Origin of the sequence: Rickettsia rhipicephali str. 3-7-female6-CWPP, from assembly GCF_000284075.1 — a bacterium.
Classification (GTDB): Bacteria; Pseudomonadota; Alphaproteobacteria; order Rickettsiales; family Rickettsiaceae; genus Rickettsia; species Rickettsia rickettsii.
On the sequence record NC_017042.1, the window covers coordinates 1,206,088 to 1,218,913 of the forward strand.

Genomic DNA, 12,826 nt, shown 5'->3' on the forward strand with positions numbered 1-12,826 from the left:
TGGGACTGTTTATTTTGTTAACAGTTCTATAGAAGTGTTTTTAGAATTTAGAGAGAAAAAATAAAATGATAATGAAATTTTTGGAAGGGTTTGCTTCCGGTATGGCCATAGATCTTGGTACGGCAAATACTATTGTCTATCAAAAAAATTGTGGAATTGTTCTAAGGGAACCTTCTGTTATTGCGTTAATAAAAAAAGACGGTGCTTTTGTGCCTTATGCTTATGGTCATGAAGCAAAAATGATGCTTGGGCGTACTCCTACGGATATTGAAGCAAAAAGACCTTTAAAAGACGGTGTTATTGCCGATTTTAAGGGTGCAGAGGAAATGATCAAGTATTTTATTAGAATGGTGCATAATCGTCGCTCTTTTTTTGGGCCGACAATTGTTATTTGTGTGCCTTCCGGTTCTACGCCGGTTGAGCGTCGTGCTATCCAAGAAGCAGCAGAAAGTGCAGGGGGTAGGGATGTCTATTTAATTGAAGAACCTATGGCGGCAGCGATCGGAGCAGGGCTACCCGTAACGGAAGCGACCGGTTCGATGATTGTTGATATTGGAGGAGGCACTACTGAAGTTGCAGTTTTGTCACTAGGGGGCATAGTATATGCACGGTCGGTAAGAGTCGGCGGTGATAAGATGGATGAAGCTATTATCTCATATATAAGAAGGCACTATAACCTATTGATAGGTGAGGCTACTGCCGAAAAGATAAAGCAAGAAATAGGTACGGCTTATGTAGATGAAAATGCTGAGCCGAGAAAGATGGAAATTAAAGGACGTGATTTAATTTACGGTATTCCTAAAGAAATGATATTGAACGAAAGACAAATTGCTGATAGTCTAATTGAACCGGTAAGTCAAATTGTTGAAGCGGTAAAAGTAGCACTAGAAGCAACACCTCCTGAATTATCTTCAGATATAGTTGATAAGGGAATTGTTTTAACAGGCGGCGGCTCATTATTACGAAATCTTGATTTTGTTCTTAGTGAAGCCACTAAATTGCCAGTAATAGTTGCAGATGATGCCCTCTCTTGTGTGGCACTTGGAACAGGAAAAGTACTTGAAGATTTTACAAAGCTAAAACATGTACTATTTAAACAGGATTAAAAATGGCAATACTTGCAAATAGAGTAAAAAATTCTTCAAATTCATTAGAATTAATAAGAATAATATCAAATACTCTTAAGCGTTTTTTTGTTATATTTGGGCTTGGATTGTCTGTATATTTATTTTTTACTACACCTAAAAAAATATCTAGTATATCACTTGAAGTAACCGGTAGTATAGTATCAATTGGTTTAGCAGTTTATGACGATATATTTGAATATATAAATTCAATAACACAAAAATTTGTTTATTTTCAAGATTTAGAACGAAAAAATATAGAACTTAAACTTGAAATAGCAAGATTACAACATTTACAAAGTGAAGTAGAAGCGGTAAGAGCCGAAAACATTGCATTAAAAGATTTGTTAACGATTGCTGAGGAAGAAGAATTTGAATATATTACTACTAAATTACTGAGTATTTCCTTTAATCCCTTTTCTAGAACTGCTTTGATTTCTGCAGGTAAAAAGCAAGGCATTGAACCTGATCAAATCGTTGTTAATTCAGGAAAATTAGTAGGAAAAGTAATAGAAGTGAGTAATAATTATGCTAAAGTAATGTTAATTAGCGATGTTAATTCTAGAATACCTATTCAAGCTAATTCTTCAAGAGAACAAGGTATTTTAGCAGGTAATAATAATAATAGTAAAATTTTATACTTGCCTAACAATCATTTAGTACAGAAAGATGAGGAGATAGTAACCTCTGGACACGGTAATATTTATCCTGCAGGTATTTTAGTGGGCTATGTGTCTAAAGTTACGGAACATGATGTTATGGTAAACGTAGCAGCTGATCTATCTAAAACAGAATTTGTACAAGTATTATTGCCTAAGGAGTAATTTCTGTTTTTTTTTACTCTATGTCATTAGCGCAGAATCGGGGCTTTGTTGCATGGGCCGGTACAATCCCCTGTGTGTCACCCCGTGGCTTGACCACGGGGTCCAAAAAACAATAAAAAATACTAATAATTTTAGTATTTTTAACTGGATCCCGCGATCAAGTCGTGGGATGACAGAGGTGAAAGTGATCCACGCAACAAAACTTTCCCGTGTAGGTGGGAATTCAGCAAAATAACTTCAATATTGCTACAGAAGTTATATGTTTGATAAAATAACCATATAAAAACAAGTTTTTATATGGTTTTACTAGATTTTCGCCTACGCGGGAATGACATTGAGTAGGCTTTTCGATCCATGTAACAAGGCTGGTAATACTCGACACACTTTGTATATATCTATCCTTTATTTATTCAGAGGTTATTAATATGGCACTTGCTACTAAAGTAAAAGAATTTTTAGAAGAAAAATTAAAACAAGAAAAGATAGATCGTAAATATCTTGCCGAAGTCACTAATATCCCTTATACGACTGTTAGCAGAATTATGAGAGCGGAAGCTAATCGTGAATTCAACCCTGAAATAGATACTATTTTAAAAATAGCAAAATATTTTAATTGTACTATGGATGAGGTAATAAAAAGAAAAGTACAGAATAATTCATAAAGCTTGATACAAGCGAATTTTGCATGACTCGCCTGTACTCACATAGTTTACCTACTGCTTTTGCAGGCTCGCATTTAAATTCATCTTGTCTAAATCTTTCTGAAATATGCTGTACCTACGCAATAAAACATAAAATATGACAATAAAAAATAAAAGAGTTCTTCAGAAATTCGCTTATAGAGAGGAATTTAAAGGAGACATGGAACGTAGCACCGCAGCGACGTCTAAATTACCTCTAGAAGTAGAACTTTCGAGGAACTCTAAAGGACTGATTATAATTTTATCTTCCCCTTCAGGTACAGGTAAGTCGAGTTTAGCTAAAGCATTATTGAAAATAGATAATAATTTGCGTTTATCTATTTCGGCAACTACAAGAAAACCACGTTTAGGAGAAGTAGAGGGCATACACTATTACTTTAAGACCGATCTAGAGTTTGAAAAATTAGTTAAGCAGAATAAATTCCTTGAATATGCTAAAATATATGATAATTATTACGGTACGCCTAAAGAATATGTCGAAATGTTATTAAATCAAGGCTTGGATGTTTTGTTTGATATTGATTGGCAAGGAGCAAGGAGTATTAAGAAAAATGCTACTAATGTTGTTGCTATATTTGTATTGCCTCCTAATATTGAAGTATTGGAACAACGCTTAAGAAATAGAGCGACCGATAATGAAGAAGCAATAAAATTACGTATGCAGTCGGCACAAAACGAAATATCACATGCTAATGAGTATGATTATGTAGTTACTAACGATGACTTTGACCAGACGCTTAAAAAAATACATGCGATTATAGTTGCAGAACGAGAAAAAGCGTTTTGACTTTGTCGTTTTTTCTTTCTATACTGAGAATTAGACGTTATGTTTCTAATTTTCATGGTACTAATTTAAATGCTTAGAAAACAATTCCTTTCATCAATAATAAAACATTTTAAAACTCATAAAGTTTGTGCCTTGTTAGGACCAAGGCAGTGCGGAAAAACTACACTTTCTAAACAATTCGTAGAAGCTTATAATATTCCTAAAATCAATATTTTTGATCTGGAAAATCCTTTAGATTTAGCAAGATTAAATGAACCGATGCTTGCTTTGTCTGATTTAAAAGGATTTGTTATTATTGATGAAATTCAGTATAAACCGAATCTATTCCCTATTTTAAGAGTTCTTGTTGATACAACTGATATTAAATTTTTAGTACTAGGCAGTGCATCAAGAGACTTAATTAAACAAGGTTCTGAAACACTAGCAGGTAGAATAGGTTATATTGAAATGACACCGTTTACCTTATCTGAAGTGTCAGGTACTCAGCAATTATGGATACGCGGCGGATTTCCTTTATCATATCTTGCAGATGATGAAGAGTTAAGTGCTTTATGGCGTCAGAATTACATTAAAACATTTTTAGAAAGAGATATACCAAATTTAGGTTTTACAATTCCGTCTATGCAGTTACGTAGGTTTTGGTTAATGCTTTGCCATTATCATGCTAATATATTTAATGCTTCAGAACTTGGAAATTCTTTATCTATCTCATATCATACCGCAAAGCATTATTTAGATATTTTAGAGGGAACTTTTATGATCCGTATTTTGCAGCCTTGGTATGAAAACCTTAAAAAAAGACAAGTTAAGACTCCAAAAATCTTTTTTAGAGATAGTGGAATATATCACGCTTTATTAGGCTTAAATAATTATGAATCTTTAAGCACTCATCCTAAAATAGGTGCATCATGGGAAGGATTTGCCTTAGAACAAATTATTAGATATTATAAAGCCGAATCCGAAGAATGTTATTTTTGGTCATCTCATAATGGAGCGGAAATAGATCTGTTAATTTTTAAAAATGGAAAACGTTTGGGGTTTGAAATTAAATATACAAATACACCGAGTATTACAAAATCAATGCAAATATCTTTAAAAGATTTAAAACTTGATCAAATGAATGTAATATTTCCAGGTGAGATTAGCTTTAAATTGTCAGAAAAAATACAGGCAATAGGTCTTTCGAGCTTAATTCAAAATGATACAAAAGCTGCAACTATATAGTTACAGCTTTTAGAATGTTATATTATTTCACATCCGTATTTAGAAGCTTTACCGGCAAGTTTGATATCTTTGGAAGCATTATCCACACAATTACCTAAATCTTGATTATATTGGTGGATTTGACTACTCGCTTGCATAGCTTCTTGAAATATTGCGTTATGTTGTTGCTGTTGTGCTTCAAATTGTACTTTTGCAGCTTCTAAAGCTGCTTTTCTTTGTTCAGGAGTTAAATTTTTAAATTTAGACATAATATTACTCTTTAGTTAAATTCCTCTCGTTTTATTATTTGTAACTTTAATATTAGGAGTACGAGCAGGATATAAACTCCTAGTATTAGTATCTTTTACTTGTGTTTGTTCTCTGATTTTATTAGCTAAAGATTTAGTTTTATCCACGTTAATTTTATTTAGTATTTTATTATGATGCTTTATATCCTTTACAACACCGTCTGTCTTAATTGCTTTATGCTGATTTTTTAGAACTACATATTTTTCATATGCATCTAAATATTTTTCTGGTTCTTTTTTATAACGCTCCTTAATATCACTTCCTAATTTCTTTATTTTATCTTTATTTATGTTGTGTTCTTTTTCATGTTTAATAATTTCTTGATCTAATATTTTTTTACTATTTTCAATCTTCTCTACATGTGCCTTATGTATTTTTAGCATTTCTTGGTAAAATTCTAATTCTCCTTTTAATTCTTTAACTTTTTGTGGTGCTAAGCCTTTTTCTTGTAATTGTTGTGATAAATTCGTTATCGTTGTATTTAATTCATTTAATTCTGTATGTGCTTGTTTGTGTTTTTCAGTTATTTTTTTATAGTTTTCATGTAATACTTTATGCGCTTGATTTAGTTTAAATATTTCTTCATGAGTTAATATTTCACGATTTAACTCTTCATGATCAATAATGTTTTCCTTTTCCAGTTTATTTATTATCTTATCTAAACGTTTATTACTTTCTTTAATTCTTTTAGTATCTTTAGTAATATTTTTTATAAATTCATTATGCAAATTATTAAGTGCAGCAATTCTTTGTGCGATTTCTTTTTCTTCTTCGGCAAGTTTTATTGTTCTTTGTGATTTTAGAAATTTTTCTTCTTGACTCCTAGCTTTCTCAAGAGATTGTTCTACTTCATAGTTCTTGAGCTTAGCTTCAGCATTCTCTTTTAGATTGGATATGTCAAAATTCAAGCCATATAAAGCTGCTTCGCTTTGTAAACTACTCAATCCTTCTAGAATTATTTCTATTTGAGAGCGAGAATAAGAATTTTTAAGATGCTCTTTTAAATTATCGAATTTATATTTTAATGTAGCTGTTATATCAGACATACATGCTAATCATCTTTAATATTAACGCCAAGAAACGTTAACAAAAGTTAATAATTAAGTCAAGAAAATTTTAACAAAAATTAATCTTGTATTTCTAGCCATTGATTTAATAACTCGTCTAGCTTCTTTTTATCATTAATTAATTGGCTAGTAATGCGGTTATATTTTTGAGGATTATCTAAATATAGATTAACGTCTTCAAGTTCTTTTTCTAAGTGTTTGATGGATATTTCTAGCTTTTCAATATCGTTGGGCAATGTTTCAAGCAAACGCTGATATTTATAAGATAGCTTTTTATTTAGAGGTTCTTTTTGAGAAGTTAGTGGTAGTGGTTTTGAAGCTTTTTTGGCTATAGGAGAGGTAGTAAAATACTGCTTATAATCTTCATAACCTCCTGTTAAATCATGAATTTTACCTTGAGCGAAAACTAAAGTTCTAGTAACTAACCTATCTAAAAAGTCACGATCATGGCTCACGACTATTAAAGTACCTGAATAATCTGCAAGTATATCTAGTAAAATTTCCAGACTATCCATATCGAGGTCATTAGTCGGTTCATCTAAAATTAACAGATTTCCAGGGTTAATTAGAATTTTTGCAAGTAATAATCTATTGGCTTCACCGCCTGATAGAATAGCGGTTTTTGCATTAAGTAGTTTAGGATTAAACATGAATTGTTTTAAATAACCGGCAACATGCATGGTTTTACCGTTTGGCAAAAATACTTGATCACCGCCTGTAGGACATAAAGTTTGTTGTAATGTATGATTAGGTTCTAGTTTTTCTCTATGTTGATCAAAATATGAAATATCTAAATTACCGCCATATATAATTTTGCCGCTTTCAGGGGTAAGCTGTTTTGTTAGTAGTTTGATAAAGGTAGATTTGCCTGCGCCATTTGCACCGATTATACCAATTTTCTCGCCTTTTTTTACACGAAAGCTAAAATTATCAATAATTTTAGTATTTTTATAACTAAAAGTAATATTATCTGCTTCAATAATGAATTTACTTTTAGCTATATTTCCGGCAAGCTCTGCCCTAACTCTTTGTGTTGAACTAGCTAGTTTTGCAGTCTGTTCTTGTGTTATTGCTCTTAAAGCTTTCAAATCCGCAAGTCTCTTTTGATTCCGCTTACGTCTAGCAGTAACACCGGCATTTAACCATTCATTTTCTTGAGATAATTTTTTATTTAATTTCCGAAGAGCGGCTTCTTCTTGGTCTATGATAATTGTTTGCCATTCATCAAAAAATTTAAATCCTTTATCAGATTTACGTAAAATTCCTCTATCAAGCCACCAAATTTTATTAGTAACATTTGAGAGAAATGTTCTATCATGACTAACGCAAATAATAGCACCGTTATAAGATTTAACAAATTCTTCTAACCATTCGATTGTTGCAATATCTAGATGGTTAGTCGGTTCATCAAGTAGTAATATTTCCGGCTCTAATATTAAAGCTTTAGCAAGGCTTGCTCTTCTCAGTTGACCGCCTGAATAGGTGGATAAATTATCTGTTCCGTTGATTTGTAATTTTTCTAGAATTATATCGATTTGGTATTTATCTATTTCTTTTGTACTATCTGTTTGTTGTAAGACAAAATCATAAACAGTTAGATGAGTTTTTATAGAAATATCTTGTCTTAAATAACCGGTTGTAACTAAAGGATCTTGAAATAATTCACCGTTATCTAGCTCATAATCACCTGATATTACTTTCATTAAGCTTGATTTCCCGCAGCCGTTACGTCCTATAAGACAAATCTTATCGCCTTTGTACAAATAAAGCTCTAAATCAGATAAAATTACTTTATCCGCAAAACTTAAGTTACCGTCTTTAATGTAATAAATTGGGGTCATAGTTGATTATTGGCTAGTTTTTATGTCATTCCTGCGAAAGCAGGAATCTAGAAAAATAACCTTAATATTGGTACAAAATTACATATTTGATAGAATAAACATATAAAAACAAGTTTTTATATGTTTTACTGGATTCCTGCTTTCGCAGGAATGACATTAGTTAAAGGTTGGTAGACGAAGTTTAATTTGGCAAAGCGCAAAGAGTCCATAAGACGAGGAGCGGAACGTATACTTAATACGTGAGTACCACAGTGCTTATAGGACTTTGTACCAATTTTTCAAATTAAACGAATATACTCTTAATCACTAAACTAGCATTAGTACCACCGAATCCGAACGAGTTGGAAAGCACGTAATCTATCTTAGTTTTCTTAGCTTTAAGTGCAACTAAATCTATATTCACCTCATCCATAGGGTTATCTAAGTTTAAGGTTGGCGGTGCAATCTGGTCTCTAATTGCAAGAGCTGAAAAGATAAACTCAACACTTCCTGCCGCACCAAGCAAATGTCCTATTGATGATTTAGTAGAAGACATTAAAACTTTGGGATTCGCTTCTAAAAATAATTTTTGTACGGCTGCTAATTCTATTCCATCACCAAGTGTAGTAGAAGTACCGTGTGCATTAATATAATCAATCATATCGGGCGTGATAGTTGCATCTAGCATTGCGTCTCTCATAGCTCTATAAGCTCCTCTACCTTCAGGATGTGGAGCTGTCATATGATAGGCGTCACCTGTAGAGCCGTACCCTATAACTTCACCGTAAATTTTAGCCCCTCGATTTAAGGCATGCTCATATTCTTCCAAGACTACAACGCCTGCTCCTTCACCCATAACAAAGCCGCTGCGGTCTTTATCCCAAGGTCTTGAGGCTTTTTCAGGATTATCGTTATATTTAGTACATAATGCTCTAGCAGCAACGAAACCTGCAACTCCGACAGGTGTAACTGGAGCTTCCGCACCGCCTGCGATCATAACATCGGCATAGCCGTGCTTTATCACACGCATAGCATCGCCTATAGCATGTGCCCCTGTAGAGCAAGCTGTTACTGCCGTTTGGTTTGGACCGCTAAAACCGTATTTTATAGAAACAAGACCGGATAAAAGATTAATTAATGAAGCGGGGATAAAGAAAGGACTAACTTTGCCGTTATTTTCTTGATAAAGTTTGATAGAGGTATCTTCGATCATTTTAAGACCGCCGATTCCTGAACCTAATATCAAGCCAGTTCTATCACGAGATTTTTCATCATCGGGTAACCAGCCACTATCTTCAACTGCTTCGGTTGCGGCTGCTACTCCGTAATGGATAAATTTATCCATTTTACTTAGTCTATTAACGTCATCTGCTTGTGTAAAATTTTCAAGTTTAAATCCATCTTTCTCAGAGTTATCTATAAGTCCGGCAATTTTACACGCAAGTTTAGAAGTGTCAAATTCTGTAATAGTTTTTATACCGCTTACTCCATCTACAATATTTTTCCAAGATGAGCTAACATTAAGCCCAACAGGAGTAACAAGTCCAAGTCCGGTAATAACTACTCTTTGATTTGACATTTTTAATTATCTATTAGGGATTTAATTTATGCAGATTAAGATTGGCGTTCTTTGATATATTTTATAACATCGGATACGGTTTTAATTTTAGTGGCTTCATCATCAGGGATATCAATACCATATTCAACTTCTATTGCCATCATTAACTCTACGGTATCAAGGCTATCGGCTTTCAAATCTTCTATAAATCTTGAATCCGTAGTTATTATCGATTTATCTTTATTTAGCTTTTCAGCAACCATTTCAATAACTTTCTGTTCGATCTTATCCGTTGTACTCATAATTTTGAACTCCATAAATCATTTAATTTTATATGCCGTATAATAGCGGTTATTCAGCTATTAGACTTTATTTTAACTGTATTTGAATATTTATTTAAAATATTCATCGCATTCTATCTTTAAAAGAACTTTTAACACAAAAAATTATTTTATGCTAGCACAAAATAATCTTATTAATTTTTATACCATTAACATACCGCCGTTTACATGTATAGTTTGACCGGTAATATATGATGCCTGATCGCTTGCTAAAAATGCGACTGAGTTTGCCACGTCTTCCGGCATACCGTAAGTGCCTAGCGGAATTTTTTGTACTATAGCTTCTCTTTGTTTTTCATTTAGTTTATCGGTCATATTTGATTTAATAAATCCTGGAGCTACTGCGTTAACCGTAATTCCTCTGGTTGCAACTTCGTAAGAGAGTGATTTGGTCATACCTATTAAACCTGCTTTAGAAGCACAATAATTAGCCTGCCCGGGGTTACCTGAAATTCCTACTATTGAAGATATGTTAATAATACGTCCATACCTGTTTTGTATCATTTTTTTTATGGCTTCACGATTTAAAATAAAATTTGCTTTTAAATTAATATCAATAACTTTGTCAAAATCTTCATCTTTCATTCTAATTGCTAGCGTATCGCTAGTAATACCGGCATTACATACTAAAATATCTAACTTTGATGCTTTAGATATTAAATTGCTACATTCTTCCTTATCGGCAAGATTACATACTTCTATCGTATAATTATCTTTTACAACATTTCCAAGGGATTTTAATTTTTCCTCATTACTACCGCTAATAATTACATGGCTTCCGAGTTTGTGCAGTAACCTCGCTATAGCTCCGCCTATGTCTCCTGAAGCTCCCGTAATTAAGGCAGTTTTACCTGTTAAATCAATCATTTTTTTCCTCCGTTTGATCAAGATTTATATTAGTAATTTTTGACGATTTTTCACGTATTATTTTCTCAATTTCGTTGGAAATTTGTGGATGTTCTTTTAAATATTGTTTGACGTTTTCACGCCCTTGACCTATGCGTACGTTCTTGTAGGAAAACCAAGAGCCGGATTTCTCAACAATATCAAGCTTAACTCCAAGGTCGATTATCTCGCCTTCTTTTGAAATACCTGAACCGTACATTATATCAAAATCTGCAGTTTTAAATGGAGGAGATACTTTGTTTTTGACTACTTTTACTTTGGTTTGACTGCCTATTACTTCTTCTTTATCTTTAATGGAGCCGATTCTTCTTATATCTATCCTAACAGAAGCATAGAATTTTAAGGCATTACCGCCTGTCGTAGTTTCAGGACTACCGAACATCACACCTATTTTCATTCTGATTTGATTAATGAAAACAGTAATACAATTGGTGCGATTAATTGATGCGGTCAGTTTACGCAAAGCCTGGCTCATTAATCTTGCTTGAGAAGCCATTTGAGCATCACCCATTTCGCCCTCAATCTCTGATTTCGGTACTAAAGCCGCAACACTATCTATTATTATCATATCAATACCGCCGGAGCGAATTAACGTATCGGCAATTTCTAGGGCTTGTTCACCTGTATCGGGCTGTGAAATAATAAGCTCATCAATATTTACGCCTAATTTTTTAGCATAAGCAGGGTCTAATGCATGCTCGGCATCAATAAAAGCACATGTACCATCCTTTTTTTGAGCTTCTGCAATTAAATGCAATGTTAGAGTGGTTTTACCTGAGCTTTCAGGACCGAAAATCTCGATGATTCTACCTTTGGGAACACCGCCGATTCCAAGAGCTATATCTAGCCCAAGTGAGCCGGTCGATACGGCCTCTATATCAACATGCGGACGCTGCCCTAGTTTCATTACCGAACCTTTACCATAGCTTTTTTCAATTTGTGCGAGTGCTGCGGCAATGGCTCTTTCCTTATCTGTATTTGACATAAATTTCTATATTATAAACTTACCAATCAAAATATAAGCTTGAGAAAGAAAAATCAAATTTTATTTATGTTATTGTGCTTGTAAGATTAAATCTTGACTTCCATACTAGGTGATGCTTAGATGTTAAATTTACTTGTGTTATGGTTAATTGATTTGGACTTGCTTACTATGTTACCAACTGAATTAACCTAGGACTATTAACAAAATAAATTTTAAAGCTAATTAAATTACTTGTTAACAGTTCCATAGTTCTCGAAAAAGATAGATTTAGTAAAACCCTTATTAAATAACTTATCACATATGGTATCACAATTTCCGCAAACTGAATATATCACTAAAGATAATTCATCATCTATATCTTATAAATTTAGATGGCATATTTTAATTATTTTAAGCATTTGCTTACTTTTGGTATCGATGGATGCTACAATCTTGCATGCTGTTATGCCTACTATAATCCTTGATTTAAAACCATCTAATTTACAACAATTATGGATAATCAATGCATATGCATTAGTATTATCAGGTCTTCTAATTACCGCAGGTGCATTAGGAGATAGATTTGGTCGTAAAAGATTATTACTTTGGGGGCTTTTAGTTTTTTCCATCGCTTCAATGTTAGTTTATGTATTTGATAGCTCATGGGGATTAGTATTATGTCATGCTTTACTTGGGTTAGGAGGATCAGTGATGATGCCTTCCACTTTATCGATATTGCGTAACATTTTTACTAATACACATGAACGTATGATCGCAATATCCGTGTGGGGAATAATGGCAACCGTAGGAGCTACAGGACCAGTACTAGGAAGGAGTATTGGTTGAGCTTTTAAGTGGCAATTTGCATTTTTTATAAATGCACCTATTGCATTAGTAATTATTGCTTTTGGCATAGTTTGGATTCCTGAATCATCTAATCCTAGTAATGAACCATGGGATTGGATAGGAGTATTTCAATCGTTTTTTGGGACGGCAGCTTTAGTTCAAGGCATTAAGATGTTGGCTAAATACGGTATTATGAATCTAGCATCCGGCGGAATGCTATTAATTGGCATTGTGTTACTAATAATAATATTTACCTTACGTCAACTTAAAAGTGATGATCCGTTAGTGGATATGCGTTTATTCTTAATTAGCAATTTTAGTATAGAAGTAATAGTTTATTTGCTGATTACGTGTGTCTTAGGATCCATAATGTATC

Annotated in this window: 13 protein-coding genes; 6 read left to right on the top strand and 7 right to left on the bottom strand. The window is 33.2% G+C overall.

Annotation, left to right across the window (positions count from 1 at the left end):
• The first annotated feature begins 65 nt into the window (after positions 1-65).
• The 5 genes from MCC_RS06630 (at position 66) to MCC_RS06650 (ending at position 4,660) form a co-directional block, all read left to right on the top strand.
• On the top strand, positions 66-1,106 hold the full coding sequence (locus tag MCC_RS06630; protein WP_014409065.1) for a rod shape-determining protein: 1,041 nt from the start codon (positions 66-68) through the stop codon (positions 1,104-1,106).
• Between the two features lie 2 nt (positions 1,107-1,108).
• Complete coding sequence (gene mreC / locus MCC_RS06635; RefSeq protein WP_014409066.1) at positions 1,109-1,948, top strand: rod shape-determining protein MreC; 840 nt, start codon at positions 1,109-1,111, stop codon at positions 1,946-1,948.
• Positions 1,949-2,373: 425 nt separating this feature from the next.
• On the top strand, positions 2,374-2,610 hold the full coding sequence (locus tag MCC_RS06640; RefSeq protein ID WP_004997409.1) for a helix-turn-helix domain-containing protein: 237 nt from the start codon (positions 2,374-2,376) through the stop codon (positions 2,608-2,610).
• Positions 2,611-2,746: 136 nt separating this feature from the next.
• Complete coding sequence (gene gmk / locus MCC_RS06645; RefSeq protein ID WP_014409067.1) at positions 2,747-3,436, top strand: guanylate kinase; 690 nt, start codon at positions 2,747-2,749, stop codon at positions 3,434-3,436.
• 69 nt (positions 3,437-3,505) lie between these two features.
• Positions 3,506-4,660, top strand: a complete 1,155-nt coding sequence (locus MCC_RS06650) for an ATP-binding protein (protein ID WP_014409068.1) — start codon at positions 3,506-3,508, stop codon at positions 4,658-4,660.
• 17 nt (positions 4,661-4,677) lie between these two features.
• Here MCC_RS06650 and MCC_RS06655 read toward each other — a convergent pair whose 3' ends face one another.
• The 7 genes from MCC_RS06655 to recA form a co-directional block, all read right to left on the bottom strand.
• Positions 4,678-4,908, bottom strand: a complete 231-nt coding sequence (locus MCC_RS06655; protein WP_014409069.1) for a hypothetical protein — start codon at positions 4,906-4,908, stop codon at positions 4,678-4,680.
• Positions 4,909-4,923: 15 nt separating this feature from the next.
• Positions 4,924-5,994 (bottom strand): actin-based motility regulator RoaM, encoded by a 1,071-nt coding sequence (gene roaM, locus MCC_RS06660; protein WP_014409070.1) that lies wholly within the window; start codon positions 5,992-5,994, stop codon positions 4,924-4,926.
• An 80-nt stretch (positions 5,995-6,074) separates the two neighbouring features.
• The gene (locus tag MCC_RS06665; RefSeq protein WP_014409071.1) at positions 6,075-7,856 is read right to left on the bottom strand and encodes an ABC-F family ATP-binding cassette domain-containing protein; all 1,782 of its coding nucleotides are present in this window, start codon (positions 7,854-7,856) and stop codon (positions 6,075-6,077) included.
• 283 nt (positions 7,857-8,139) lie between these two features.
• Positions 8,140-9,414 carry a beta-ketoacyl-ACP synthase II gene (fabF, locus tag MCC_RS06670; protein WP_014409072.1) on the bottom strand — a complete coding sequence of 425 codons (1,275 nt, stop codon included), beginning with the start codon at positions 9,412-9,414 and terminating at the stop codon, positions 8,140-8,142.
• Positions 9,415-9,449: 35 nt separating this feature from the next.
• Positions 9,450-9,710, bottom strand: a complete 261-nt coding sequence (gene acpP, locus MCC_RS06675) for an acyl carrier protein (protein WP_008579292.1) — start codon at positions 9,708-9,710, stop codon at positions 9,450-9,452.
• A 165-nt stretch (positions 9,711-9,875) separates the two neighbouring features.
• Entirely contained in the window at positions 9,876-10,601 is a 726-nt protein-coding gene (fabG, locus tag MCC_RS06680) for a 3-oxoacyl-ACP reductase FabG (RefSeq protein WP_014409073.1), read from the bottom strand.
• Positions 10,594-11,625, bottom strand: a complete 1,032-nt coding sequence (recA, locus tag MCC_RS06685; protein WP_014409074.1) for a recombinase RecA — start codon at positions 11,623-11,625, stop codon at positions 10,594-10,596. The genes fabG and recA overlap by 8 nt, the downstream gene beginning before the upstream one ends.
• Before the next feature lie 300 nt (positions 11,626-11,925).
• Here recA and MCC_RS06690 point away from each other — a divergent pair, with 300 nt between their 5' ends.
• Positions 11,926-12,450, top strand: coding sequence for an MFS transporter (locus MCC_RS06690; RefSeq protein WP_014409075.1), 525 nt, complete (start codon positions 11,926-11,928; stop codon positions 12,448-12,450).
• Positions 12,451-12,826 lie beyond the last annotated feature (376 nt).

Coding starts and splice junctions, on each gene's coding strand:
- mreC (WP_014409066.1), top strand. CDS start 1,109: ATGGCAATACTTGCAAATAGAGTAAAAAATTCTTCAAATTCATTAGAA.
- gmk (WP_014409067.1), top strand. CDS start 2,747: ATGACAATAAAAAATAAAAGAGTTCTTCAGAAATTCGCTTATAGAGAG.
- MCC_RS06640 (WP_004997409.1), top strand. CDS start 2,374: ATGGCACTTGCTACTAAAGTAAAAGAATTTTTAGAAGAAAAATTAAAA.
- roaM (WP_014409070.1), bottom strand. CDS start 5,994: ATGTCTGATATAACAGCTACATTAAAATATAAATTCGATAATTTAAAA.
- MCC_RS06665 (WP_014409071.1), bottom strand. CDS start 7,856: ATGACCCCAATTTATTACATTAAAGACGGTAACTTAAGTTTTGCGGAT.
- recA (WP_014409074.1), bottom strand. CDS start 11,625: ATGTCAAATACAGATAAGGAAAGAGCCATTGCCGCAGCACTCGCACAA.
- MCC_RS06655 (WP_014409069.1), bottom strand. CDS start 4,908: ATGTCTAAATTTAAAAATTTAACTCCTGAACAAAGAAAAGCAGCTTTA.
- MCC_RS06650 (WP_014409068.1), top strand. CDS start 3,506: ATGCTTAGAAAACAATTCCTTTCATCAATAATAAAACATTTTAAAACT.
- fabG (WP_014409073.1), bottom strand. CDS start 10,601: ATGATTGATTTAACAGGTAAAACTGCCTTAATTACGGGAGCTTCAGGA.
- acpP (WP_008579292.1), bottom strand. CDS start 9,710: ATGGAGTTCAAAATTATGAGTACAACGGATAAGATCGAACAGAAAGTT.
- fabF (WP_014409072.1), bottom strand. CDS start 9,414: ATGTCAAATCAAAGAGTAGTTATTACCGGACTTGGACTTGTTACTCCT.
- MCC_RS06630 (WP_014409065.1), top strand. CDS start 66: ATGATAATGAAATTTTTGGAAGGGTTTGCTTCCGGTATGGCCATAGAT.
- MCC_RS06690 (WP_014409075.1), top strand. CDS start 11,926: ATGGTATCACAATTTCCGCAAACTGAATATATCACTAAAGATAATTCA.